The sequence below is a fragment of the Pseudodesulfovibrio senegalensis genome, from assembly GCF_008830225.1.
GTDB lineage: Bacteria > Desulfobacterota > Desulfovibrionia > Desulfovibrionales > Desulfovibrionaceae > Pseudodesulfovibrio > Pseudodesulfovibrio senegalensis.
In genome coordinates this window covers 140,475-164,707 of the sequence record NZ_WAIE01000002.1, presented here as the reverse complement: position 1 = coordinate 164,707, position 24,233 = coordinate 140,475, and the positions used below count along the sequence as shown (strand labels likewise).

The 24,233-nt window shown below is 58.9% G+C and carries 22 protein-coding genes and 1 tRNA gene; 13 read left to right on the top strand and 10 right to left on the bottom strand.

The features are described from left to right. Positions 1-330: 330 nt before the first annotated feature. The 6 genes from recA (at position 331) to F8A88_RS06970 (ending at position 8,506) form a co-directional block, all read left to right on the top strand. The gene (recA, locus tag F8A88_RS06995; RefSeq protein ID WP_151150421.1) at positions 331-1,383 is read left to right on the top strand and encodes a recombinase RecA; all 1,053 of its coding nucleotides are present in this window, start codon (positions 331-333) and stop codon (positions 1,381-1,383) included. A 206-nt stretch (positions 1,384-1,589) separates the two neighbouring features. Continuing rightward, complete coding sequence (alaS, locus tag F8A88_RS06990; RefSeq protein WP_151150420.1) at positions 1,590-4,229, top strand: alanine--tRNA ligase; 2,640 nt, start codon at positions 1,590-1,592, stop codon at positions 4,227-4,229. Positions 4,230-4,374: 145 nt separating this feature from the next. After that, a complete protein-coding gene (locus F8A88_RS06985; protein ID WP_151150419.1) occupies positions 4,375-5,244 on the top strand; it encodes a hypothetical protein in 870 nt (289 codons plus the stop codon). Between the two features lie 997 nt (positions 5,245-6,241). Continuing rightward, positions 6,242-6,670, top strand: coding sequence for a 50S ribosomal protein L13 (gene rplM / locus F8A88_RS06980; RefSeq protein ID WP_151150418.1), 429 nt, complete (start codon positions 6,242-6,244; stop codon positions 6,668-6,670). Positions 6,671-6,682: 12 nt separating this feature from the next. Beyond that, complete coding sequence (gene rpsI, locus F8A88_RS06975) at positions 6,683-7,072, top strand: 30S ribosomal protein S9 (protein WP_151150417.1); 390 nt, start codon at positions 6,683-6,685, stop codon at positions 7,070-7,072. Between the two features lie 171 nt (positions 7,073-7,243). Next, positions 7,244-8,506: a radical SAM family protein gene (locus F8A88_RS06970; RefSeq protein WP_151150416.1), complete on the top strand. Its 1,263-nt coding sequence runs from the start codon at positions 7,244-7,246 to the stop codon at positions 8,504-8,506. A gap of 480 nt (positions 8,507-8,986) precedes the next feature. On the opposite strand, the gene purM is transcribed toward F8A88_RS06970, so the two are convergent. Continuing rightward, entirely contained in the window at positions 8,987-10,045 is a 1,059-nt protein-coding gene (gene purM, locus F8A88_RS06965) for a phosphoribosylformylglycinamidine cyclo-ligase (protein ID WP_151150415.1), read from the bottom strand. A 217-nt stretch (positions 10,046-10,262) separates the two neighbouring features. On the opposite strand from purM, the gene F8A88_RS06960 reads away from it, so the two are divergent. The 3 genes from F8A88_RS06960 to F8A88_RS06950 all read left to right on the top strand — a co-directional run bounded on the left by F8A88_RS06960 (position 10,263) and on the right by F8A88_RS06950 (position 11,659). Further along, positions 10,263-10,508, top strand: coding sequence for a hypothetical protein (locus F8A88_RS06960; protein ID WP_241667380.1), 246 nt, complete (start codon positions 10,263-10,265; stop codon positions 10,506-10,508). Positions 10,509-10,524: 16 nt separating this feature from the next. After that, the gene (gene amrS, locus F8A88_RS06955) at positions 10,525-11,538 is read left to right on the top strand and encodes an AmmeMemoRadiSam system radical SAM enzyme (RefSeq protein ID WP_151150414.1); all 1,014 of its coding nucleotides are present in this window, start codon (positions 10,525-10,527) and stop codon (positions 11,536-11,538) included. Positions 11,539-11,582: 44 nt separating this feature from the next. Further along, positions 11,583-11,659: transfer RNA gene (locus F8A88_RS06950), tRNA-Pro, on the top strand. On the opposite strand, the gene F8A88_RS15745 is transcribed toward F8A88_RS06950, so the two are convergent. The 9 genes from F8A88_RS15745 to F8A88_RS06910 all read right to left on the bottom strand — a co-directional run bounded on the left by F8A88_RS15745 (position 11,638) and on the right by F8A88_RS06910 (position 18,597). Next, the gene (locus F8A88_RS15745; protein WP_161598353.1) at positions 11,638-11,808 is read right to left on the bottom strand and encodes a hypothetical protein; all 171 of its coding nucleotides are present in this window, start codon (positions 11,806-11,808) and stop codon (positions 11,638-11,640) included. The two genes, F8A88_RS06950 and F8A88_RS15745, sit on opposite strands and share 22 nt — an antisense overlap. Positions 11,809-11,820: 12 nt before the next feature. Then, the gene (locus tag F8A88_RS06945; RefSeq protein WP_206666395.1) at positions 11,821-12,330 is read right to left on the bottom strand and encodes a 3D domain-containing protein; all 510 of its coding nucleotides are present in this window, start codon (positions 12,328-12,330) and stop codon (positions 11,821-11,823) included. Between the two features lie 235 nt (positions 12,331-12,565). Beyond that, positions 12,566-13,027: a hypothetical protein gene (locus F8A88_RS06940; protein WP_151150413.1), complete on the bottom strand. Its 462-nt coding sequence runs from the start codon at positions 13,025-13,027 to the stop codon at positions 12,566-12,568. Between the two features lie 13 nt (positions 13,028-13,040). Further along, on the bottom strand, positions 13,041-14,348 hold the full coding sequence (locus tag F8A88_RS06935) for a vWA domain-containing protein (RefSeq protein ID WP_151150412.1): 1,308 nt from the start codon (positions 14,346-14,348) through the stop codon (positions 13,041-13,043). An 8-nt stretch (positions 14,349-14,356) separates the two neighbouring features. After that, positions 14,357-15,340, bottom strand: a complete 984-nt coding sequence (locus tag F8A88_RS06930; protein WP_151150411.1) for an AAA family ATPase — start codon at positions 15,338-15,340, stop codon at positions 14,357-14,359. After that, a complete protein-coding gene (locus F8A88_RS06925) occupies positions 15,337-15,744 on the bottom strand; it encodes a DUF1987 domain-containing protein (protein WP_151150410.1) in 408 nt (135 codons plus the stop codon). Before F8A88_RS06925 ends, F8A88_RS06930 begins: the two co-directional genes overlap by 4 nt. Positions 15,745-15,753: 9 nt before the next feature. After that, positions 15,754-16,308 (bottom strand): SiaB family protein kinase, encoded by a 555-nt coding sequence (locus F8A88_RS06920; RefSeq protein WP_151150409.1) that lies wholly within the window; start codon positions 16,306-16,308, stop codon positions 15,754-15,756. Positions 16,309-16,321: 13 nt separating this feature from the next. Then, positions 16,322-17,506 (bottom strand): PP2C family protein-serine/threonine phosphatase, encoded by a 1,185-nt coding sequence (locus F8A88_RS06915; protein ID WP_151150408.1) that lies wholly within the window; start codon positions 17,504-17,506, stop codon positions 16,322-16,324. Beyond that, complete coding sequence (locus F8A88_RS06910) at positions 17,503-18,597, bottom strand: GGDEF domain-containing protein (RefSeq protein ID WP_241667379.1); 1,095 nt, start codon at positions 18,595-18,597, stop codon at positions 17,503-17,505. The genes F8A88_RS06915 and F8A88_RS06910 overlap by 4 nt, the downstream gene beginning before the upstream one ends. Between F8A88_RS06910 and F8A88_RS15865 the strand changes: the two genes are divergently transcribed. From F8A88_RS15865 to F8A88_RS06895, 4 genes are all read left to right on the top strand, one after another. After that, entirely contained in the window at positions 18,596-18,904 is a 309-nt protein-coding gene (locus F8A88_RS15865; protein ID WP_170283778.1) for a hypothetical protein, read from the top strand. The genes F8A88_RS06910 and F8A88_RS15865 overlap by 2 nt on opposite strands. Before the next feature lie 180 nt (positions 18,905-19,084). Continuing rightward, a complete protein-coding gene (locus F8A88_RS06905) occupies positions 19,085-19,657 on the top strand; it encodes a hypothetical protein (protein WP_151150407.1) in 573 nt (190 codons plus the stop codon). A gap of 225 nt (positions 19,658-19,882) precedes the next feature. After that, entirely contained in the window at positions 19,883-21,037 is a 1,155-nt protein-coding gene (locus F8A88_RS06900; RefSeq protein ID WP_151150406.1) for an efflux RND transporter periplasmic adaptor subunit, read from the top strand. 45 nt (positions 21,038-21,082) lie between these two features. Further along, positions 21,083-24,217 (top strand): efflux RND transporter permease subunit, encoded by a 3,135-nt coding sequence (locus F8A88_RS06895; RefSeq protein WP_151150405.1) that lies wholly within the window; start codon positions 21,083-21,085, stop codon positions 24,215-24,217. Positions 24,218-24,233: the final 16 nt, after the last annotated feature.

Sequence of the window (24,233 nt, the reverse complement as noted above, 5' to 3'; positions counted from 1 at the left end):
AAAAGCTCCATCCTCCGGACGGAGCTTTTTTTTTTGGAAATATGAGGAGAAGGACTGTGCGAGGGGAAACCTTTTGAAAAAGCTTTCCCCTCGCGCTCCCTTTCCCAAACTTTTTGGCGATCACGCTGCGCGTGATGGTGTATGTGCGAAGTCAGGGGACGGAAAGGGGGTGAAGGCAAGGCGCCGTTTTTTGCGCAGCAACGCCGCATGCGTCCCCTTTCCGTCCCCTGACATGGCTGTTGCCCACCACCCCACTATCTGCTATCGACTGAGTTGCTCATACGCCGCTGTTACAAACCGGGTCCACCAGACCCCTCGCAAGGAGAATCCATGGCACGGAAAGCTGCAAATCCCGAAGATCTGCGCAAGGAAGCCCTCGGCACTGCCATTACCACTATTGAACGCAAGTTCGGCAAAGGCTCGATCATGCGCCTTGACGATTCCGCCATTGCCGCCATTCCGGTGATTCCCACCGGTTCCATCGGGCTGGACATGGCGTTGGGCGTGGGCGGCGTTCCCAAGGGCAGGGTCGTGGAAGTCTACGGGCCGGAATCCTCGGGTAAGACGACCCTCTCCCTGCACCTTGTGGCAGAGGCGCAAAAAGCAGGCGGCACGGCCGCGTTCATCGACGCGGAGCATGCGCTGGACCTCAGCTACGCCAAACGGCTGGGCGTGAACACCGAAGATCTGCTCATCTCCCAGCCCGACTACGGCGAACAGGCGCTGGAAATCGCGGACCTGCTGGTGCGCTCCGGCGCCGTGGACATCGTGGTGGTGGACTCCGTGGCCGCGCTCATTCCGCAGGCCGAGCTGGAAGGCCAGATGGGTGAAACACAGGTGGGCGGCCATGCGCGACTCATGTCGCACGCACTGCGCAAGCTCACCGGCTCCATCCACAAATCCAAATGCTCGGTGGTGTTCATCAACCAGATCCGCATGAAGATCGGCATGACCGGCTACGGCAACCCGGAAACCACCACGGGCGGCAACGCGCTCAAGTTCTATTCGTCCGTGCGCATGGACATCCGCCGCATCCAGACCCTCAAGGACAAGGACGAGGCCTACGGCATCCGCGCCCGCATCCGGGTCATCAAGAACAAGGTGGCCCCGCCCTTCCGCGAGGCGCTGGTGGACGTGCTCTACGGCACGGGCATCTCCCGCGAGGGCGAGTTGCTGGACATGGGCGTGGAGCTGGGCATCGTGGACAAGTCCGGCGCATGGTATGCGTTCGGTTCGGAACGCCTCGGTCAGGGCAAGGAAAACGTACGCCAGTATCTGGTGGAAAATCCGGACATCGCCCTGAACATCGAGCAGAAGCTCAAGGAACATCTCGGCATGATCCCGGCGGAGGAACAGGAAACTCCGGAAGGAACCGAGGCATAGGCTATTTCATCAGCGACAACGCCCCGGGCCGTGTTCCGGGGCGTTTCGTCGTCTTTGCCGGGCCATGCACTGCGGGAAGCCCCCCGCGACACAGGCTCGGCACGGGGAAAAACGCGCAGCACATGCGCACCCGGCCATGAACGACGCGGCATCGGCAACCGCGCCCGCCATGGCCGCACAACGATCACAAAAGAGAGAAACACGACATGAAGGCCGCTGAAATCCGCCAACGTTTTCTGGATTACTTCAAGAAGAACGGACACAATATTGTCGAATCTTCGCCCCTGACTCCCAAGGACGACCCCACCCTGCTCTTTACCAACGCGGGCATGGTGCAGTTCAAAAAGCTCTTTCTGGGACAGGAAAAACGGGACTACTCCCGCGCCACCACCTCGCAGAAATGTCTGCGCGTGGGCGGCAAACACAACGATCTGGAAAACGTGGGCCGCACCGCACGGCACCATACATTTTTCGAGATGCTGGGCAACTTCTCCTTTGGCGACTACTTCAAGGCGGACGCCATCAAATTCTGCTGGCAATTCCTGACCGAAGAAGTGGGGCTGGACAAGGAAAAGCTGTACATCACCATTTACAAGGACGACGACGAAGCCGGCGAATTGTGGAAGGAGCTGTGCGACATCCCGGCCGAACGCATCTTCAAGCTCGGCGAAAAGGACAACTTCTGGTCCATGGGCGACACCGGCCCCTGCGGCCCCTGCTCCGAGGTGCACTACGATCAGGGCGAGCACATGTGCTGCGGCCCGGATTGCGGCATCGGCAAATGCGACTGCGACCGCTACCTTGAAATCTGGAACCTCGTGTTCATGCAGTACGATCAGGCCGAGGACGGCACCCGCACGGACCTGCCGCGCCCGTCCATCGACACGGGCATGGGGCTGGAGCGCATCGCGGCCGTGTGTCAGGGCGTGAACTCCAACTACGATACCGACCTGTTCCAATCCATCATCGGCTACACCGCCGAGCTGGCCGGTGTGCAATACGGCCAGAACGAGGACATCGACACGGCTCTGCGCGTCATTGCGGACCACAGCCGCGCCATCGCATTTCTCATCCCGGATCAGGTCTTGCCCTCCAACGAAGGCCGCGGCTACGTGCTGCGCCGCCTGATCCGCCGCGCATTCCGGTTCGGCAGGCTCATGGGGCTGGAAGACGCCTTCCTGTACAAGACCGCTTCCAAGGTCTGCGACGACATGGGCGGCCACTACCCGGAACTCAACGAGCACCGCGACTTCATGGTCAAGGTGGTCACCGAGGAAGAGGAACGTTTTTCCAAGACGCTGGACAAGGGTCTGGACATGCTGGAGCAGGAACTGGAACGGCTCAAGAAGGAAAAGGCCGCCATCGTTCCGGGCGACGTTGTCTTCCAGCTGTACGATACTTTCGGTTTCCCCATCGACATCGTCAACGACGTAGCCGAAAAACACGGTCTTTCCGTGGACGAGCCCGCGTTCGAGGCGCTCATGGACGAGCAGAAGCAACGCTCCAAGAAGGCCTGGAAAGGCTCGGGCGAAAAGGACGTGGCCTCCACGTTCCAGGTGCTGCTGGAAGAATCCATGACCTCGGAATTTACGGGCTACGAAACCCTTGAAGATGAATCCACCATCGTCGCCCTGCTGGATGAATCCGGGCAGCGCGTGGACGCGCTCAAGACCGGAGCCAGAGGCTGGCTGGTCACACAGGCCACCCCGTTCTACGGCGAATCCGGCGGGCAGGTGGGCGACATCGGCACCATCGCCGCCACCGGGGCCGAGGCTTCCGTGCTGAGCACGGTCAAGCCGTCCCAGCAGTTGACCGGCCATTTGGTCAACGTGGATATGGGCGCGCTCACGGTGGGCGACACCGTGACCATGAAAGTGGACTACGAAACCCGCACCGCGTCCATGCGCAACCACACGGTCACGCATTTGCTGCACGCCGCGCTCAAGAAAGTGCTGGGCGATCACGCCAACCAGTCCGGCTCGCTGGTGGGGCCGGAGCGGCTGCGCTTCGACTTCACGCACATCAAGGGACTTTCCAATGACGAGCTGGCGCGGGTCGAGGAACTGGTCAACAAGGCCATCCTCGACAACCACCCGGTTTCCCGCGAAATCATGAGCATTGATCAGGCGCGCGAAAAGGGCGCCACCGCTCTGTTCGGCGAAAAATACGGCGACGAGGTCTGCGTGGTGGAAGTGCCGGGCGTTTCCATGGAATTCTGCGGTGGCACGCACCTGAAAACCACGGGACAGGCCGGATCGTTCGTGATCCTTTCCGAAACCGGCATTGCCTCGGGCGTGCGCCGCATCGAGGCCGCCACCGGCTGGAACGCCCTGAACTACATGAACAAACGGCGTCAGGCCGTGGCCGAAACCGCTGCTCTGCTCAAGGCCAAGCCCGAAACGCTGGCCGCCAAGGTCAAGGACCTGCAAAAACAGGTCAAGGACGCGCACAAGGAAATGGAGCGTTTGCAGGCCAAGGTGGCCTCGGGCGCCGGGCGCGACCTCATGGCCGAGGCCGAGGAGATCAACGGCGTCAAGGTGCTGGCCGCGGGTATCGAGGCCCCGAACATGAAGGTCATGCTGGACCAGATGGACAACCTGCGCTCGCGCATGGATTCGGGCATCATCTGCCTGCTGGCCGGACATGACGACGGCAAGGTCTCTGTGGCGCTGGCCGTGACCAAGGATTTGCACGACCGTTTCAAGGCCGGCGATCTGATCCGGCCAGTGGCTGGAGAGGTTGGGGGTTCCGGCGGCGGTCGGCCCGACTTGGCCCGTGCGGGTGGTTCGGATGCGGCCGGGATTGACAACGCGGTTGCCAAGCTGAAAGAGTTGGTTGCCGGTTAGTTACCGATTATCGTTGAATAAACAAGCGGCCAGCAGGGATACCCTTGCTGGCCGCTTTGTTTCTTGTTCTAACAACCTCGAAAGCCTCTTCGAATTAAACTATAACGCTTGACACAATTAATTCGAACAACCTTTGAGGCTTGCAATGGAACAAAATCCTTTCTCCATTTACGACTTCCTCGGCTACCTTGTCCCCGGTTCCGTATTTACCCTATGTCTAAGTTATGTATTGGTTAAGCATGACCTGTGCAGTATCCCTCCCCTTCCGGAAGGGGAAGGAGTCATATGGTTCATACTCATCGGCTTCATTGTTTTTTCATACACCTTCGGATTTGCGCTCAGTGTTATTTCAGCGGAAATCGTTGAACGTTATTTGATATGTCGTGCAGGCTATCCCTCTAAAATCCGATTTGGACTTGGCAGACTTTCATTTTTCCGTGAAATATCCAGAAATGGTGTACTTCAAACATGCATATTAGCTGTAACATTCATCACCTTCCTACTGCCGGTCGTCATTCTGGATTTTTTCATAGGCAAAATTTTAAATTTTGATAAAAAATATTTTAAAGAATACAAAAACGAAAAAGAGAAAAATTATGTAATGGACTGCGTAAATAAAATTTTGTGCCACATTAATTCTGACACTCCGTTATTTATGCAACACACACCAAATTTCTTTAAATACCTCTACCACTTTGCCTACGAGCAAAAATCAGTACACAGCTCAAAACTACAAAACTATGTAGCTTTGTATGGTTTCTCTAGAACCTTATGCCTCATAACATCACTTATTTTCAACCTAGCAGTTTCAATGGCAATATATAAATACTTCAAAGAGTTCTATGTAAGCTCTGAAGAAATCATATGTATATCACTTCTCATCGGAGGATCGGCCATCCTTTCCTACACTTTCTTTTTTGGCTTTGCCAAATTCTACAGAAGATATACTGACGAGGTTTTAATGGCCATATGTGCCATGTCCAAATTGGGTAAAATTCCAAAGCCAAAAAAGTAAAAAAGATGTTGCGCTGACGCGCAGTCGAACACCATAGAAGCACATTTATTGAAGGTTTCGCCCTCTAGGGCGACCTTCTTTTTTTGCTGGCGCAGAAAAAAAGAAGGCAAAAAACTGCGCTTGACCGCAACAACCCGCGTTCCCTCTCGGCAAGTGCCGCAAACCTTCGCTACGGGCCGAGCCTTGCTCGGCTAATCCTCCGCTTGCTTAAGCGGCACTAAACCTCGTGGGTTTGAGCGGGGTACGGGGGAAAGTAATACACTGAACGACGAACAGACGACGAGTTGATTAGTCGAGCGAACGCGTTATGCTGTCTCACGGAATAAAAGCACGTACTCACAGCGACAGGCCGGATGGAGCTTACCCTTGAAATATGTTTCAAGCACGAGCCACCAATCCCGCCAATCGCCGAAGGGGACACCGGAACACCCGGAGCGCAGCGACTGTGTGACGGCCCGTAGGCGATTGCAGCGGGTTGCGGCAAGAGCTTTCAGGGGCGACGGGGCAATGCAGCTTTTTTGCGTACTTTTTTTCTGCTATGGCAAAAAAAGTACGTCGGCCCGAATGGGCCGAAACCAATTCATCCAAACAAGTACTGTCATTGCGCGACTGCGCGTAAGCGCAACGTACTCATTAAAAAGCTACGTCATCCCCCTCTCCCACTGCGCGTAAACGCACCAACCTCACGAAAAAGCTCAATCGAAAAATCTCCTTCTGCGCGTAAGCCCACGCCCCCCTGAAACCTGACTCGAAAAAAAATGTTTCCTTTTACGCAAAGTCGGCGTATACAACCCGTCCGGGCCAAATGGTCCGGCCATAATTTCGTGACCAAAGACGGTAAAGACGAACGCAACAGCAACCACCCGGGACATCCCACCCAACCCGTTCCCCGGTAGTTTGCATGTACGATTCAGCCCTTTTCCGCTCTTGTCACTTGACATGCGGGGACATAATCCGTAAAAGTCCCCTTCCCAGATCGTGCAAGGAGCATTTTATTATGAAGACATATAGCCCGACGCCCAAAGACGTTTCCCCCGAGTGGTACGTCGTTGACGCAACGGACAAGGTACTTGGCCGACTGGCCACCGAGATTGCCAACCGTCTGCGCGGCAAGCACAAGCCCGAATACGCCCACCACATGGACATGGGCGATTTCATCATTGTGCTCAACGCCGACAAGATCAAGGTGACTGGCCAGAAGCTTGACCAGAAGATGTACTACAAGCACACCGGGTTCCCCGGTGGCATCAAGTCCAAGAGCCTGCGTGAGATGCTGGCCATCAAGCCGGAAAACGTCATCACCGCGGCCGTGAAGGGCATGCTGCCCAAGAACCGCCTCGCCCGTCAGCAGATGAAGAAGCTGAAGGTCTACACCGGTTCCGAGCATCCCCACGAAGCCCAGCAGCCCAAAACTTTGGAATTTTAAGGGGAACCGACCATGAGTGAATTCAATTACGGTACCGGCAAGCGCAAAAACGGCATTGCCCGCACCCGTCTTTATGAAGGCACCGGCGTGATCACCATCAACGATCGCCCGTACGACGAATACTTCCCGCGCAAGACCCTGCAGATGGTCATCCAGCAGCCGCTCAAGCTGACCAAGACCCTCGGCAAGTTCGACATCAAGGTCCGTTGCTCCGGCGGCGGCGTTGCAGGACAGGCCCAGGCCGTGCGTCACGGCATTGCCCGCGCCCTGTGCGAGTTCGATCCCGAACTGCGCGGCGTGCTCAAGAAAGCTGGTCTGCTGACCCGCGATGCTCGTAAGAAAGAGCGTAAAAAGTACGGCCTGCGTGGCGCCCGCGCCAACTTCCAGTACTCCAAGCGTTAAGCCGACGAGCAGCAATATCGATTGCAAGGGCCGGTATCCTCAGGGATGCCGGCCTTTTTATGTGCCCGCTCATTCCACAAGAGGACAAACTCACCCTCAAGGCCCGCAATCTATATTATTAATTCGAACCCCGGCTTGCCAGCGCAAACCATTGTCACTATCATCCCCCGCATGGCTAGCAAGAAAAAACCCCAACCGCGATTGCTTTTCTCCGATTCGAACGGACAGATATACGACCATCCGGACCTGCTGCTCATGACACGGCGCGGCTCGGAATTCGGCCTGCCCCGACCGGATGAAATCATCCAACTGCCGCCGGACAGCGAATTCTTCATGCTCCCCAGCCGTCATGCCGTGGGCTTTGACCCGGAAAACGGTTCCGTGGAAGTCATGGAAGAACTGGCCGTGGCCGCATTCATCTGCCCCGGTCACACGGTCACGGGCGTGGCCGCCTATGAATCCGACGACAACAAACAGGCCCTGCCCCTGCTCTCCTATGCCTCCATCGGTTACGCCGAAGGCAAATTCTGGGTCTGTGCAAAAAAAGTGGATACGGACAAACGTCAGGTTTTCACCAACATCGCGCCGGACCGCATCGAGGCAGGAGCGCACCAGCTCATGCAGGAAATGCCGGGCAACCGGCTGGTGAGCCACCTTGCGGGCTGCGCGCTCACCCACGGCTGCCCGGCTGCCAAAAACCTTGCGCTGGGCCGGTTCGAATGCCCGCTGCCCACGGCGCAGGCCTGCAATGCCGCATGCGTGGGCTGCATCTCGCACCAGCCCGAGGAATCCGGCTATCCCTCGCCGCAGTGCCGCATCTCCTTTCGGCCCACGGTCAAGGAAATCGTGGACATCATGCGCCGACACGAATCACGCGAGCGCAGGCCCATCTTCTCCTTCGGCCAAGGCTGCGAAGGCGAGCCGCTGACCGAGGCCGAACTGCTGGCCGAGGCCACCAGTGCCTATCGCCACGAGGGCGGCACAGGCACCGTGAATATCAACACCAACGGTTCGCGGCCGCAGACCATGCCCGCGCTCAAGATCGCCGGGGTCAGCTCCATCCGCGTCAGCCTGAACAGTGCGCGCAAGGAGACCTACGAGGCCTATTACCGGCCCAAGAGCTACTCCTTTGACGATGTGCGCGAGACCATTGCCAAGGCGCACGACGTGGGCATGCATGTTTCCCTGAACCTGCTCTATTTCCCGGGCATTACCGACACGGAAAAAGAGCTTGCCGCGCTCATCGAACTGGGCGAAACCTGCAAGTACGATTTCATCCAGCTGCGCAACCTGAACCTTGACCCGGAAATCTATCTGGACCTCATGCGGCCCTTCGAATTCGGACCGTGCATGGGATTCAACAACTTCAAGAAACGGCTCAAGAAGGCGTTGCCGTGGATCAATTACGGCTACTTCAACCCCTATCTGGGGTAATGTGAAAAGAATGCCTCCGGCGGCTCAAGAACCTTTTGGAAAAGGTTCTTGAGAATCTCCAAAACTTTCTGGCGCTGCGCCCGCCCTGCTTTCGCAGGACGGGCGCAGTTGTGTTTGTGAAGTAGGCAAAAAAAATACTGATCACTGATTTCATGTACCCGTTTCGCATTTGAAAAATGCGAAACAGAACAGGGTCAAGGGACGTGTCCCTTGCGGGTGCAAGGCAGCGCCCTGCTCCGCCTGAAAGGCATACACAAGGCGCAAAAAAAAAGCAGGCCCGACGCGTATTTTCCCATACACGTGGCTCTGCCTTTTTTGCAGTAACGCAGCTATGTGCCCTCTATTCGATCCCACGAGGGGACAGAGAGGGGGTGCAGGGCAAGGCGCAAAAAAAAGACAGGGCCGACGCGTATTCTTCCATACGCGAGGCTCTGTCTTTTTTGCAGTAACGCAGCTATGTGCCCTCTATCTGTCCCCTCGTCAGTCGGCGCCGTCGATGATGACCTGCTCGCCCGAGGAGTATGCTTCGGCCCGGCCGATGACCCACGCCTGTTCGCCCTGCTCCTTGAGCACGGCCAGAGTTTCGTCGGCCTGATCCGGGGAAACGGCCACGATGTAGCCGATGCCGCAGTTGAAAATCTGCAACATCTCAGGCCAGCTCAATTTGCCCTGTTCCTTAAGCCAGTTGAAGACCGGCGGCATATCCCATGCGCCGAAATCGAACCGAGCGGTCACGTTTTCCGGCAGTACGCGGGGCACATTGTCGTAGAAGCCGCCGCCCGTGACGTGCACCATGCCCTTGACGTCCACGCGTTCCAAAAGGGCCATGACCGATTTGACGTACAGGCGCGTGGGCCGAATCAATACGTCCGCGGCCTTTTCGTCCGTGCCCGGAAAAGTGTCGTCCGCGGCAAGGCCGGACTCGTCGAAAATCTTGCGGATCAGGGAATAGCCGTTGGAATGGGGACCGCTGGCACCGAGGCCGATGAACACGTCGCCGGATTCGATGCGCCCGCCCGTGACTACCTTGGGCGTATCCACGATGCCCACGCAAAAGCCGGAAAGGTCGTACTCACCATCCGCGTAAAAACCGGGCATCTCGGCGGTCTCGCCGCCCAAAAGCGCGCATTCGGACTGGCGACAGCCATCCACAACGCCGCTGACCACCTGCTCGGCAACGCCGGACTCCAGCTTGCCTGTGGCAAAATAATCCAAGAAGAAAAGCGGCTTGGCACCCTGCACCAAAACGTCGTTGACGCTCATGGCCACAAGGTCGATGCCGATGGTGTCGTGCTTGTCAAAAACAAAGGCCAGCTTGAGCTTGGTGCCCACACCGTCGGTCCCGGCCACCAGCATGGGCGCTTCCATGCCCGCCACATCCGGCTGGAAAAGGCCGCCGAATCCGCCGATGCCCGTGGCCACGCCCGGGGTAAACGTGCTGGCGACCATGTTCTTGATGCGGCCGATGAAACGGTTGGCCTCGTCTATGTTGACGCCCGCCTCGGTATAGGCGCGGGAACGCTTGGCGCTGTCGGTCATTGTGCTACTCCTGAGTATGTCGTTGCGCTGGCCTTGGGTTATAGGCGTTTGCCGTGCCAAGTTCAAGCAGGGTCTGCGGTGCGCAATTTGCATTGCCATACCCGTCCGCAGTACGTATATCAATACAAGAAGTCCGCACGATTCGGGAGGCGCTCAAATGATTGGAATAATTCGCTTTTCACTTTTGATGACAGTCGCCATTGTTTTGGCATGCCCTATGACCGCAACTGCGCAGAAATTCAAAAACAAGGACACAGCCAAGAACCGTTCCGACTACACATGGGGAACCTCAAAGGACCAGACCGACGGCAACACCACATTTTCCAAGGATGAACAGGGGAATACCGTAATCCATGCCGACCCTGGCCCCAAAAAGGAAGAGGTTGACTGGTACGACAAGGTCATCATCACCGTGGACCCGGACGTGAGCTGGCCGCGAGACGATAACGGAACCACTCCCTGACAAGGTGGCAAAAACCATGCAAGCGCGACTCTGGAAATCCCTCAAGGACGATGCGGTCCAATGCAGGCTGTGCAACCATTTCTGCGTGATCCGGCCCGGCGAGACAGGCCGCTGCGGCGTGCGCCGTAATGAAAACGGCGTGCTCCACGCGCTGAATTACGGCAAGATAGCGGCGCTGGGCATGGACCCGGTGGAAAAGAAGCCGCTCTATCACTTTCTGCCCGGCACCGGCACCTTTTCGCTGGCCACCATGGGGTGCAACATGGGCTGCAAATTCTGCCAGAACGCCTCGCTTTCGCAACCGCCGCGCACAGGCACTCTGCCGGACGGCCGTATGATGTCGCCTGCGGAGCTGGTGGAGCAAGCCGTGCAACACGACGCGCAGAGCATCTCGTACACCTACTCCGAACCCACGATCTTTTTCGAATTGATGCAGGACACCGCGCGGCTGGCCGTGGACAACGGCCTGAAAAACATCATCGTTTCCAATGGATTCATGAGCACGGAATGTCTGGACGAGCTCGGACCGGTCATGCACGCCGCCAATATCGACCTCAAGAGCTTCAGCGAAGATTTCTACCGGGAGCAATGCGATGCGCGGCTCAAGCCGGTCCTGGACAACCTTGTACACATCATGGAGCTTGGCTGGTGGCTGGAGGTCACCACCCTGCTCATCCCCGGCCTCAACGACGATACGGACGAACTGAAGGCCATGGCCCGGTTCATTGCGGAAGAACTGGGACCGCAGGTGCCGTGGCACCTGTCGCGCTTCCACCCGGACCACCTGCTGCGCGACCGCCCTCTCACGGGCACGGACAGCCTTGAACAGGCCCGGAGAATCGGCAGGCAGGCCGGACTTCGTTACGTGTACATCGGCAACGTGCCGGGCAGCGAATACGCGCGCACACTCTGTCCGGGCTGCGGGGCCGTGGTCATGGACCGCATGGGCTTTGCAACGGCTCCCCCGGCCACCAAGGACGGAGCCTGCACCCATTGCGGTCATCAGCTGGACGGCGTAGGCCTGCCCTGAGCGTCTTGCCTTCCGTCGGGTTTTGACGTAGGAACATCAGCCGCCGGGGCGTGGCGCAGTTTGGTAGCGCGCCAGTTTTGGGAACTGGATGCCGGGAGTTCAAATCTCTCCGCCCCGACCATGAAAGAAAAAAGCCTTTGAACATGGCAACATGCCGAGTTCAAAGGCTTTCTTTTTCGCTGGCACAAACGGCTGGTGCCCAAAGGCATGGATGACGTTGCCAGCCATGGTCCCGCAAGCGAAAACATATCCGGGATCAATCAGCAGCACCGTGCCTTGCTTTTACGGCGCAGGCCAACTGATAACGACCTTTCTTTTGCCCCACTTTCGGGCCAGTTCCAGATCGTGGCCGAACAGAATATCAATCCTGCGCTTCCAGCGTTTGTTCATCTTGTCGAGCACGCGGTATTTGCCCGACAGCCCCCGAATGGTGACCACGGCATTATGCCCGAGACCAAGGGGGATAAGATCGCGGGACACGGCAACGGCCTTCATGCCGGGTTTGAGTTTATCCCCCCAGGCAGCCACGCCCTTTGCATAATCCTTGGTTTCCTGCGGACGAAGGGTGTATGCCGAAGCAACCACGACCAACGACAATTCACCGTCCCTCTCGGCCATTGTGCCCACTTTGCCCTTCACGCTGACCGGAAAGCCGTTTTGGTCGAGCTTAACGGATGTATCCCCGACAATTTCGCTGTCATTGCAGCCACCAAAAGACAGACATGCCACCAGAACAAACACAAAACAAACAAATACCGAGCAGGGCCGGGACATGCGGCGATCAGATTTCATTCAGTGTCCTTCAGGTTGAGAGTATGTGTAGCATCGGACCAGTGATACATGGGGACTGACTACACCAGACCGATTGTTTGGCGCAAGTTCGGAGTCAAACCGGCCGGAAAAAGCGGGACACAACGGCAACGATAAATGCCCAGAACACGTACCCGAAAACCGTACAACAAAAAAAGGCTCTGCCCTTTGGCAAAGCCTTACGCCCGAGTCTGGCGCCATTCATTTGAACAGATAATCAAAACCCCACGGCGGAAAGGAAGCGGGCCGAGGCCACGCCTGCCGCGATATGCTTGCGCGTTTCCTCGCTCAGTTCGAGATTTTCGACAAGGTCGAGGGGAGAACTGTCGTGCGTCTTGACCAGAACGGCCTCGAAATCCCTGCGCAGCCGTTCAAAGGCCTCCCGCACGTCGTCGAATCCGGCTTCCGGGCCACGCCACGGGAGAGTCAGCTCTCCATGGGCGGTTCCCTGTTTGTGGGAGGGAGTGACCAGCCGATGCCACTCGGTCGGCGTGTTTGCCCGTTCATCCTGCCCCGGATAGCAAAAGGATCGCCACGCGGACGGAGGACAGGGCAACGCCTCTTCCAGCACCACCTGCGGCACGGCCAGATCCACCTCGAAATCCTCCAGGGTGATGCCGTACTTGAGAACCGGCCTGTAATTGCCGCGCTTTTTTTCAATCTTCCATTCGATCTTCATGTGCGCCTCCTGGTCAATGAATGTCGATCATGTCGCCGAACGGAGGCGTGTTTCCGCCGCCGCCCACCCGGGCCCACAGCACGGGATATTCCGGATCGCACCGCGGAAAATGCATGCACTCCATGTCCGTGAGATACACGAGACAGGCCGGGTCCAGCCCTTCCTGCTCCACCCACTCGAACACCGGGCGATAATCGGTTCCGCCGCCGCCCTCCGGGGTCAGCTCCAGCGGCAAATCATTGCGGCCAAAGGACTGGCTGCCCGTGACGGTGCTGTCGCAGTAGGCCACGTGCACGGTGGTGTCGAAGGATTCCAGAATCCCCGAGACCTCGGCCCCGAACTGGTTCATCTCCGCGTCCGTGACGCTGCCCGAAGTGTCGATGGCCAGCACCACCTCCGGCAGCTTGCGGTTGGAAAGGGACGGCAAAATCAAATTCATGTGCAAAAAACGCTTGTTGGGTGGGGTCCAGCTGTAATCGTCCCGCGCCCGGTCGCAAATGAACCGCTCCAGCAATTCCTGCCAGTCAAGCTCCGGGTTCAGGACTTCCTTGATGAGCCGCTCCAGCGAGCCGGGCAGGTCGCCCATATCGCGCGCCTGCTGTGCGGCTTGCGCCATGGCCAGCTCCCATTCCTCGTCGGTGCCGCCCTCGTCCGAGGCACCGCCTTCCACGTCGTTCTGACCGTCGCGTACTTCGCCGCTGCCGCCGGGGTCGCCGTGCTGTTCGCTGCCGGATTCGGCGGTTTCCCCGTCCGATGCGCCCTGCGGCGTGTCGCCGTCGCCTCCGGCCTCGCCGGTGCCGGAATCCGAATCATCCCCGGGGTCGTCGTGCTCGCCCATGTTGCCCACAGGACCGTCCCAGTCCAGCTCGCCCTGCGCCTCGCCCTCTCCCTCGGTCAGGGACGGGCGGCTCTCCTCGCCGCCGTGCGAGTGCAGGTCCGCATAGATGTCGTCGGCGCTGCGGCCATGGTAGGCGGGGTTGTCCAGATATCCGGGAGGCAGGATGATGCCCGCGTCGAGCAGCACCCAGTTGATGGCATGATCGCAGGCCATGTTCCAGTGGTGCGCGTCGCGCTCCCTGCGCCGCACATGGTGCTGACAGGCCGGATGCATGACCGTATGGGCCATGAGCCCCTTCACCTGCGCCTCGCTCAGCCCGGCCACATAGGCGGGATTGTAGGCCAGCGTCCTGCCGTCGGTCCATGCGGTGGCGCACTTCGGGTCCGGCACCGGATTCATGCGCAGACAAAGCGACCCGAAAAACGGGTGTTCCAGCAACAGGCCGGTGCGGGCCTTGAGCAATTTCTTGCGAACTGCGTCCATGGGCGCTCCTAGAGCAAGACGTCGGAATTGGCCGTGGCCCAGCGCGAAAAAGCCGGGGACTCCACAACACCCCGGTGCGTTTTCACGGAATCGCGCACCAGCAGCACCCCGAACTCCGAGGGCAAACGCGAAGCATAGGCGATGATGCTTTCGGCGGTATTGTCGCCCGCCTTGTTGGCCAGGGCTTCGCACAGGGCATACAACGTGGCTGGCTCTTCCGGAATCTCGGCGGATTCCGGGTCCTTAATAATGACTTCCGGGTCGGGCAGTTGCCGAAAAAGCTTGGAAAACCCCGCGAACTCGATGGCGGCTCCGGGGCCCACGGTTCCCTTGAGCAGACTCAGTTCCACGTCCGGCTCCGGGCGCGCGGCAATGATGCGGGCCGCAAACTCCCATGAACGGGGCGAGGGAAAGGCCTTTTCGCTCTTTTTGGGGTCAAAGTCGTGCAGCAGGTTGGGCCGGAAACGAATAAACGCCCTGACCTCCTCGGCCAGTTCGCGTTGTTCGGCCCATTCGAGCCATGTTTCCACATCCACGGAAAAATCAAGGTGCACGAAACGGTTGGCAAGGGCCGAGGGCATGCGGTGCGTCACAGCCCGGTCGGTTTCGCGGTTGCCCGCGGCCACCACGGTCCAGCCGTCCGGCAGCGTGTATTCGCCCACCTTGCGGTCCAGCACCAGTTGGTAGCAGGCGGCCTGCACCAGCGGCGGGGCCGCGTTGAGTTCGTCCAAAAACAGCACGCCCTCGCCCTGGGTGGGCAAAAACGCGGGCGGGCACCAATGGGCGGTGCCATCATTGTTCACGGACGGCAGTCCGCGCAGGTCCACGGGGTCCAAGAGCACGGCGCGGATGTCGGTGAGTTCGCGGCCGAGCTCCTCGGCCACCTGCGCCACCACCTGGCTCTTGCCCACGCCGGGCGCGCCCCAAAGAAATACGGGCTGCTGCAACGGTACCAGCGTCCTGAGGGACGCCTTGATCTGATTCGGGGTCATATGCCTTCCTGCCTTTGCTGATCCGTAAATTCAATGAGGTTGAACTTGATGTTGGATACGTCTTCCATGAATTCCTCGCCGCACTCCATGGCCGACTCATTTTCCTCGTGATACCGCCAATTGACCACGATGTTCTTGCCCCTGTCCGCCTGCTCGTCGAGCATGTCGAAAAGGTCCATGAACGTTTTGGACGACGAGCTGTTGAAATAGAGAATCTCCATGTCGATCTCCATGCGTTCGCCGTTGCTCTTGTCGAAAAAACGCTCCAGCCACTCGAACATGGGGCTGTAGAACGTGCCACAATTCTCGGGGTACGACTCGCCCTTGATCTCAAAAGACATGGACTGCGGATCAAAATCGATACGGGGTGACGACTTGGTCGCCTGTACACTGAATCTGGTCATAATCATCTCCTACTGGGCCACGACCTTCATGGAAAAAAACGAGGTTCCGCCGTCAAGGGGGCGTATGTCGAAATCCATGGGCCGGGCCGCCTTGCGCGCCATTTCCACAAAGCCCAGGCCGCTCCCCTTGCTGGTTACCGGCCCCTTTTGCCGTCTGCGTTCGCGGTAATACGCCTTAAGCTCACCGGCGGTCATCTTGCGCAGCATTTCAATGTGGCGCGCCAGCTCGTTGCAGTCTTCGGAGCTGGCCCTGTTGCCGCAGGCCACGAAAAAACGGCCATCGGCTTCCCGTCCCACCACGACCTGCCCCTGCGCCATCTCTCCCTGCTGATCTTCATTGGTCACATGGCGTTCGGACGAATAGCGCACAATGTTCTGCATCTGCTCCACAAGAATGGAAAAAACGCGCTGCACAGCCCCCATGCCCGCCTCTTCGGCGCTCATCTTGTTGCGCATCAACTGGGCGATGCTCTCCACCACGGGCTGCGAAAGCGGCCCGTTGAAATAAAGGATGACGCCTTCGCGCTCCATCTCTTCGTAATATCTGAATAAACTTTTTGCCATACCATTCCCCCTTTCAACCGAGCTCAAAGCCGAGCACGGTCACGTCGTCGCGGCGGGTCTCGCCGCCCTGATACTCTTCGAAAAGGTGCAGCAGTTCCTCTCGCTGCACATTCATGGGCGTACGAAAACCGTCGTTGACGAAACGCATGAAACGCCGTTTGCCGAACGGAAGCCGCTTTTCGCCGCCCACCTGATCCGAAAGACCATCCGTGGCCATGTAAAATCGTTGTTTCCCCGTCAGGTGAATACTGGTGTCCGAAAACCGGTAGTCTTCCGGGGAGCGCACATAGCCGAGCCCGCAGCGGTCTCCCTTGATGACCTCGACGCCGTCCGCATCCACCCGAAACAGGGAATTGCGCGCCCCGGCAAACGTCAGTCGTCCTGCGTCCGGGTTCACGTAGCAAAGTGCGCAGTCCATGCCGTCGTCGGACACGGCGTCCTTGCGATTCTGGCGCAGGGCCTTTTTGATGAGACGATTCATGCTGCCCAAAACAGCGGCCGGGCTGCCATCGGCTTCGGCCACGGCCTTTTCCAGCAGCGAATGCACGATCAGGGTCATGAACGCGCCCGGCACGCCGTGGCCCGTGCAATCCATGACTCCGACAAAGAATCCCCCGCCCCATTTGCGAAACCAGTAGGAATCGCCGCCCACGGCATCGCGCTGGCTCCATATGAGGAAATGCCCGGGCAAAAGATCGTCGAGCTTGGCAGCATCGGGAAGAAACGACGTCTGAATCAATCGGGCGTAGTCCAGACTTTCCCCGATCTGGCGCTGACTTGCGGCCAGCCGGGTCATGGCGGATTGCAGACGTTTTTCCCGGGTGGCGATGGCATGGCCCATCCAGTACATATTGCGCTTCAGACGCACGAAATCGTGCCCCGAACCATCAAAATCGTTGAGCGGCAATTCCACGTTGGCATAATCGCCCTGCTTGATCTGCGTGCACTGATCGTTGATCTCGCGGATGTTGCGCAAGGCGATGACATGACTCATCCATTTGGACAAAGGCACGAACAGGATGATGGACGCGGTGAGCAGACCCACCAGAAAGTTCATGGTCGCCTGCGCGCCCTGCGAATGCAGCATCACAAGCAAAACAAGCGGAACAGCCACAACGCTCAGCAACAAAAGGAGCGTGACCTTGCGCTCCACCCTCCAGTCCAGCATGTGGCGAAATATGGAAACGGCCCAACTCATGACTCTCCCCGCACGGCCATCGCTTCCATGCAGTCGGCTTCCCTCCGGCAATGGCAGCCCGAACGCCGATACACTTCGACCCTGTCCCGACCGTTCTTTTTGGCCGCATACAGAGCGATGTCCGCATACTTGATCAGCCTGTCCAGATCTTCCTCGTCATCCTCGCAGGCGGTCAGGCCGATGCTCACGGTCACGCCGACCTGTTTGCCGCCGATGTCGATCCGGGCTTCCCTGACGCACTCCAAAATCCTGTCTGCCACGCGGCAGGCATTGCGGCGGTCCGCGTCCGGCAGCAGGACCACGAACTCCTCGCCCCCGAACCGGCCCACCACGTCGATTTCACGCACGGCGTCCCGCAGCACGCGGCTCAGGGTCACCAGTGCCTTGTCGCCCACGTCGTGGCCATAGGTGTCGTTGACGTTTTTGAAATGATCCACATCCACGATGAGCATGGACAAGGGTGACCGCGTGCGCCGGGAGCGGGCCAGCTCCCGTTCGGTCAGCTCCATGAAATGCCCGCGGTTGTAAAGCCCGGTAAGGCTGTCGGTTCTGGCCAGCCGCCGCATCTCCTCGATCATGTGCTTGCGCTCGGTCACGTCGGCCAGCACGCAGACGATGCCGCCGGGAAAGGCTTCCCGGTCATCCATGACGCTGGCGCTGACCTCGGCCCAAAGTCTGCCGCTCTCCGGGCTGCACAAACGTACCTGAAAACGCCGGAGCTGATCGGCGGCAAGCAGGGTTTCATACAGTTCGTAGTCCTCGGCGCGGCAAAACAGGGACTGGAAATCCGGAACCGCCTCCAAAAAGGATTCGGAATCATAGAACCCGAACATCTCCGCCATGGCCGGATTGGCCTCCACCAGCATTCCGTCCGCATCGCAACGGCAAATGCCTTCGGCCACATTCTCGAATATGCCGCGGTACTTCTGCTCGCTCACGGCCAGATCATGATTGAGAGCGTTCAGGGACTGCTGCATGCGGTCCCCCATGGTCACCAACCGACGGCTCTGACGCAGAAGACGTCCGTATTCGTCCACCAAGCCGGCAAGGACCGGGGCCACCGACACACCGTCCTCATCCGATCGAAGCATGGCGGCCCTGGCCCCCTCAAGCACCAGCCTCTCTTTCCTGAAAACTTCTCGACTCATGTTTTTATCAACCGTTGCAACAGCCGCGCCCACCATTCCCTTCACAAAACAGGAGCACGGCTTCGTTTCTGATATTGAAAATCGTTTTCAAGCAAATATTCCTCTATCAGCCGGGTGTCAACAGCAAATATGGGCTAATCCACACGACGGACCAGCCACGGAAAAACCGACCCAGTTGGCGGCGAAACACCGTATCCTCCCGATGAAAGAAACGATTCAGGTCGCCCTCCCCCCCCTGCCCCCCCTCTGAGCGACACCTCATGAACAAACTCCGATCAGAAAATTGATTTTCAGAATCAACACAAAAGGCAACGAGCGGTTACCGACGGGCAACCGGCAACACCAAGGCTGGACAAAACCGGAGGGATTGGCGCAACACGCGGAAAAATGGCATACTCGTTCCCATTACGACCAACACTGCAGGAGCAGCATGACCGACAATTCCGAAAAGCAGGAACTGAAAAACGTATTCGTGCTCGGTACGGGCCGATGCGGCACCGTAAGCTTCATCAAGGCCTGCCAGCACATGACCAACTGGACCGCAGCGCACGAAAGCAATACCCACCGCCTCTTTCAGGAGCGGCTCGACTATCCGGGACATCACATCGAGGCCGACAACCGCCTTTCTTGGATGCTCGGGCGGCTCGACCACGTATACGGCGACGGGCCGCTCTATGTTCACATTTACCGCGATCCCATGGAAACAGCGCGGTCCTATTCCCGGCGCACATGGTCCGGCGGAATCATGCGGGCCTATGCCGAAGGGATCATCCTCCACAAACCCGATATACCGTCCAGCCACAGCGCAGAAGAATACGCTCTGGACATGATCGATGTGGTCACGGCCAACATACGGTGTTTCCTGAAAGACAAATCCAAGGTCATGCCCTTTCCCCTGCATCGCGCCAAACAGCTCTGGCCGGTGTTCTGGAAACTCATCCGCGCTACCGGCGATTACGAACAGTCCCTGGAATCCTGGGACGTGAGGCATAACGCCTCGTGAAAGTTCGCGAACGACTCTGACAGACGGAACCCAGCCCCGGCGAGCGCGCCACCACCCATTGTTCAATCCCATTGACTCTTCGGCTTCCGGAACATATTTGTCACGACACGTTAACCGGTTATTAACCCGTTAACCTGATAGAGACTCCACGGAGAGGATGCGGACCGGGCCTGCGAGGGCGATCCGCAACATACATTTCATCAATTTATGGAGAGAAAGAGAACAATGCGCATCAGTAACATCAGGCCTGTCCTTTGCGTTCTGGCCCTGACCGCCCTGTTCGGCCTCTGCGGCTGCAACAGCGAACAAAAGGCACAGGGCAAGTCTGCACCACAGCACATGCCCAAGGTGGACATCGTCACCGTCAAGGCCTCTGCCGATAACGACACAACGGAATTGCCCGGGCGCATCTCTGCGGTCCGGAACGCCGAGGTGCGGGCCCGCGTGGCCGGCATCCTGCTTTCCCGCGACTTCGAGGAAGGCAGTTTTGTGGAAAAGGGACAGGTTCTCTTTCATATCGACCCCGCACCGTTCCAGGCCGCTCTGGCCCAGGCCAGGGCTGACCTTGCCAAAGCCGAGGCCAGCCTTGCTGACTACAAGGCCACGCTGAACAGGTATACCCCGCTGCTCGAGACCAAGGTCATCAGCCAGCAGGACTACGACACGGCCGCCGCCAACTACAAGGTCGCCAAGGCGGAAAAACAGGCTGCCCAGGCCGCGGTCATGACCGCCTCCCTCGACCTGAGCTATGCAACGGTGGAAGCCCCCATCTCGGGAAAAATCGGTGCGGCCTTTGTAACCGAAGGTGCGCTCGTGGGCAAAAACGAAGCCACGGCACTGGCCAAGATCCAGCAGCTCGACCCCATCTACGCGGACATCAACCAACCCGTGGCCGACTACCTCAAGGTACGCGCAGCCATGAACGCGGGCAAAGAATCCGGCGAAGCGCCCGAGGTCACGGTTCACATCGAAAACGTGAACTACACCGCCAAGGGGCGCCTGCTCTTCTCGGACGTGTCCGTGGACGAAAAAACCGGCCAGGTTTCACTGCGTTGCGAATTCCCCAACAAGGACGGCATGTTGCTTCCCGGTATGTTCGTGCGCATCAAAATCCACACGACTGGCGGCGGCAACACCATCTTCGTGCCCCAACGCGCTGTGGCCATGTCCCAGACCGGCGGCGCAACCGTCTTCGTTCTCGACGAGCAGAACACGGTTCAGGTGCGCCCGGTCACGACAGGCAGGATGCGCGACAACCAGTGGCAGATTGTGGAAGGACTCAAGCCGGGCGAACGCGTTATCGTCAACGGCGCCAACAAGGTCAAGCCGGGCATGAAGATCGACCCTGGCCAGGGCTCTTCGGACAAGCCGGCCGCGTAGTAGCGCAGGCCCTGCACCGAAACAAAAATATATCAGGTATCCAACATGTCCGACTTTTTTATCAACAGACCCAACTTCGCATGGGTGGTTGCCATATTCATATCCCTGGCGGGTATTCTGGCCATTCCCTCCATGCCCATGGAAAAATACCCCTCGGTTGCACCGCCGCAAATCTCCATCGGCCTGGTGTACCCCGGTGCCTCGGCGCAGACCCTGACCGATACCGTGGTCAGCCAGATCGAAGAGGAACTCAACGGCGCCAAGGGATTGCTCTACTACGAGTCCATCAGCTACTCCAACGGAACCGCCGACATCACCGTCACCTTCAAGCCCGGCACCGACCCGGACTTCGCACAGGTTGACGTGCAGAACAGGCTGTCCAACGCCGAATCCAGCCTGCCGCAGGCCGTGCTGGACCAAGGCATCGAGGTGGAGCAGACCAGTGCGGGCTTCCTCATGGTCTATGCTCTCTCCTACACGGAAAACAACGGGCAGGACCCGCAGGTTCTGGCCGACATCATGGCCCGCAACGTGAACAACGAAATCCGCCGCGTGGAGGGCGTGGGCAAGGTCCAGTTCTTTGCCGCGGAAAGTGCCATGCGCGTCTGGGTGGATCCACAGAAGCTGCTCAGCTACGGCCTTTCCATCAGCGACGTGAACCAGGCCATCACGGCCCAGAACGTTCAGGTTCCCGCAGGCAGCTTCGGCTCGCGTCCGGGCAATCTGGATCAGGAAATGTCCGCCACCCTTATCGTGCGCGGCATGCTGCAAAGCCCCGAGGAATTCGGCCACATCATCCTGCACGCGGACGTGGATGGCTCTGTTGTTCACCTCTCCGACGTGGCCCGCATCGAAGTGGGCCCGGAGTCCTACAACACGCAGTCCCGGCTCAACGGCCATGAAGCCGCGGCCGCAGCCGTGCAGCTCGCCCCGGGCGGCAATGCGCTGGGCACGGTGGAACGCGTGCGCGCCCGACTGGATGAAATCAAGCAGACGCTGCCCGAAGGGATTCAGGTCACGATTCCGCTGGACACCTCCAAATTCGTGGACGTGGCCATCGAAAAAGTGGTCCACACCCTGTTCGAAGCCATCGTACTGGTCTTTCTGGTCATGTTCCTGTTCCTGCAGAACTTCCGCTACACCCTCATACCGTCCATCGTCGTGCCGGTCTGCCTGCTGGGCACCTTCGGCGTGATGTACGTGGTGGGCTTCTCCATCAACATGATGACCATGTTCGGCATGGTGCTGGCCATCGGCATCCTCGTGGACGACGCCATCGTGGTGGTGGAAAACGTGGAACGCATCATGAGCACGGAAGGACTGCCCCCCAAGGAAGCGACCATCAAGGCCATGAAGCAGATATCCGGGGCCATCGTGGGCATCACGCTGGTGCTTTCCGCGGTGTTCTTCCCCCTGGGCTTCATGTCCGGTTCCGTGGGCGTCATCTATCGGCAGTTCGCCATTTCCGTGGCCGTATCCATCCTCATCTCCGGTTTCCTGGCCCTGACCATGACACCGGCCCTGTGCGCCACGCTGCTCCGGCCCGTGGCCAAAGGCAGCCATGAAGCCAAGGCTGGCTTCTTCGGCTGGTTCAACCGCAAATTCGACATTCTCGGCGAACGCTATCAGGGGCTGACCGGCAAACTGGTGACCAAGACCGGCCGGATGATGATCATATACCTCGCTCTGTTGATCGGACTCGGCTTCGTCTACATGCGCCTGCCCTCCGGGTTCGTGCCCAACGAGGACCAGGGCTACATGGTCTGCAGCGTGCAGCTGCCACCGGGCGCCACCTATCCGCGTGCCCTGACGCAGGTGAAGAAGATCGAACACTTCTTTGAGAACACCCCGGCCATTGACAACGCGTTCACGGTTCTCGGGTTCAGCTTCTCGGGACAAGGCCAGAACGCGGCCGCTGCCTTCCCCATGTTCAAGGACTGGTCCGAACGCGGAGAAGGTGAATCGGCAACGGACATCGTGCTCAAGGCAAACATGGCCTTTTCCGGGCTGGACGACGGCTTCGCCTTTGCCGTGAACCCGGCACCCATCGACGGGCTGGGCAACACGGGCGGCTTTTCGTTGCGGCTGGAAGACAGGTCCGGCGTGGGCCGTGCCAAGCTGGCACAGTCCGCAGGCATGATTCTGAGCAAGGCCAACCAATCCCCGGTCCTGTCCTACGCCCGAATCGACGGCCTGCCCGACGCACCCCAGTTGCGTGTCGAGATAGACCGCGACAAGGCCGAAACGCAGGGCGTGAACTTCAGCGACATCAGGACGGTTCTGGCCAGCGCCTTCGGTTCGGCCAACGTCAACGACTTTGCCAACAGCGGCCGCATGCAGAACGTGGTGGTTCAGGCGGATGCAAAATACCGCCGCAGTCCCGAGAGTCTGGAAACCCTGTATGTGCCCAACTCCAGCGGCGACCAGGTTCCGCTCACCTCCGTGGTCAACACCAGCTGGGAAATCGGCCCGGTGCAGGTGGTCCGCTACAACGGCTACCCCAGCTTCAAGCTCACGGGCGGAGCGGCCCCGGGCTACAGTACCGGCGAGGTCATGGACGAAATGGAAAACATCATGCAAGACCTGCCCAAAGGCATCAGCTATGAGTGGACCGAGCTGTCCTATCAGGAAAAGCAGTCCGGCGCACAGGCGCCCATGCTCTTCTCGCTGGCCCTTGTGGTGGTCTTCCTGCTGCTGGTGGCCCTGTACGAAAGCTGGGCCATCCCGCTGTCGGTCATGCTCATCGTGCCCATTGGCGCGCTGGGTTCCGTGCTCATGGTCACGCTGCTGGGCATGGACAACGACGTGTACTTCAAGGTCGGCCTGATCACCATCATCGGCCTGGCCTCCAAAAACGCCATCCTGATCGTGGAATTCGCCAAGGACCTCTACGCGGAAGGGCACGGGCTCAAGGAGTCTGCCATTCAGGCGGCCCGCCTGCGTTTCCGGCCCATCATCATGACTTCCATGGCCTTCATTCTGGGCGTCATCCCGCTGGCCGTGGCCCATGGGGCGGGCGCGGCGAGCCAGCGCGCCATCGGCACGGGCGTCATCGGCGGCATGCTCAGCGCCTCGGTGCTCGGCATCATCTTCGCGCCGGTCTTCTTCGTGGGCGTACTGGCACTGGTGCGAAAAATCCGCGCCGGACGAAACAGCCACAACGACACACCCGCGGCATAGGTTTTGCCAAAAAGGC

Bases quoted from the DNA above. Each gene is read 5' to 3' on its own strand.
- recA (WP_151150421.1), top strand. From the start codon at position 331: ATGGCACGGAAAGCTGCAAATCCCGAAGATCTGCGCAAGGAAGCCCTC.
- alaS (WP_151150420.1), top strand. From the start codon at position 1,590: ATGAAGGCCGCTGAAATCCGCCAACGTTTTCTGGATTACTTCAAGAAG.
- F8A88_RS06985 (WP_151150419.1), top strand. From the start codon at position 4,375: ATGGAACAAAATCCTTTCTCCATTTACGACTTCCTCGGCTACCTTGTC.
- rplM (WP_151150418.1), top strand. From the start codon at position 6,242: ATGAAGACATATAGCCCGACGCCCAAAGACGTTTCCCCCGAGTGGTAC.
- rpsI (WP_151150417.1), top strand. From the start codon at position 6,683: ATGAGTGAATTCAATTACGGTACCGGCAAGCGCAAAAACGGCATTGCC.
- F8A88_RS06970 (WP_151150416.1), top strand. From the start codon at position 7,244: ATGGCTAGCAAGAAAAAACCCCAACCGCGATTGCTTTTCTCCGATTCG.
- purM (WP_151150415.1), bottom strand. From the start codon at position 10,045: ATGACCGACAGCGCCAAGCGTTCCCGCGCCTATACCGAGGCGGGCGTC.
- F8A88_RS06960 (WP_241667380.1), top strand. From the start codon at position 10,263: ATGACCGCAACTGCGCAGAAATTCAAAAACAAGGACACAGCCAAGAAC.
- amrS (WP_151150414.1), top strand. From the start codon at position 10,525: ATGCAAGCGCGACTCTGGAAATCCCTCAAGGACGATGCGGTCCAATGC.
- F8A88_RS06945 (WP_206666395.1), bottom strand. From the start codon at position 12,330: ATGAAATCTGATCGCCGCATGTCCCGGCCCTGCTCGGTATTTGTTTGT.
- F8A88_RS06940 (WP_151150413.1), bottom strand. From the start codon at position 13,027: ATGAAGATCGAATGGAAGATTGAAAAAAAGCGCGGCAATTACAGGCCG.
- F8A88_RS06935 (WP_151150412.1), bottom strand. From the start codon at position 14,348: ATGGACGCAGTTCGCAAGAAATTGCTCAAGGCCCGCACCGGCCTGTTG.
- F8A88_RS06930 (WP_151150411.1), bottom strand. From the start codon at position 15,340: ATGACCCCGAATCAGATCAAGGCGTCCCTCAGGACGCTGGTACCGTTG.
- F8A88_RS06925 (WP_151150410.1), bottom strand. From the start codon at position 15,744: ATGACCAGATTCAGTGTACAGGCGACCAAGTCGTCACCCCGTATCGAT.
- F8A88_RS06920 (WP_151150409.1), bottom strand. From the start codon at position 16,308: ATGGCAAAAAGTTTATTCAGATATTACGAAGAGATGGAGCGCGAAGGC.
- F8A88_RS06915 (WP_151150408.1), bottom strand. From the start codon at position 17,506: ATGAGTTGGGCCGTTTCCATATTTCGCCACATGCTGGACTGGAGGGTG.
- F8A88_RS15865 (WP_170283778.1), top strand. From the start codon at position 18,596: ATGGCGGCCCTGGCCCCCTCAAGCACCAGCCTCTCTTTCCTGAAAACT.
- F8A88_RS06910 (WP_241667379.1), bottom strand. From the start codon at position 18,597: ATGCTTCGATCGGATGAGGACGGTGTGTCGGTGGCCCCGGTCCTTGCC.
- F8A88_RS06905 (WP_151150407.1), top strand. From the start codon at position 19,085: ATGACCGACAATTCCGAAAAGCAGGAACTGAAAAACGTATTCGTGCTC.
- F8A88_RS06900 (WP_151150406.1), top strand. From the start codon at position 19,883: ATGCGCATCAGTAACATCAGGCCTGTCCTTTGCGTTCTGGCCCTGACC.
- F8A88_RS06895 (WP_151150405.1), top strand. From the start codon at position 21,083: ATGTCCGACTTTTTTATCAACAGACCCAACTTCGCATGGGTGGTTGCC.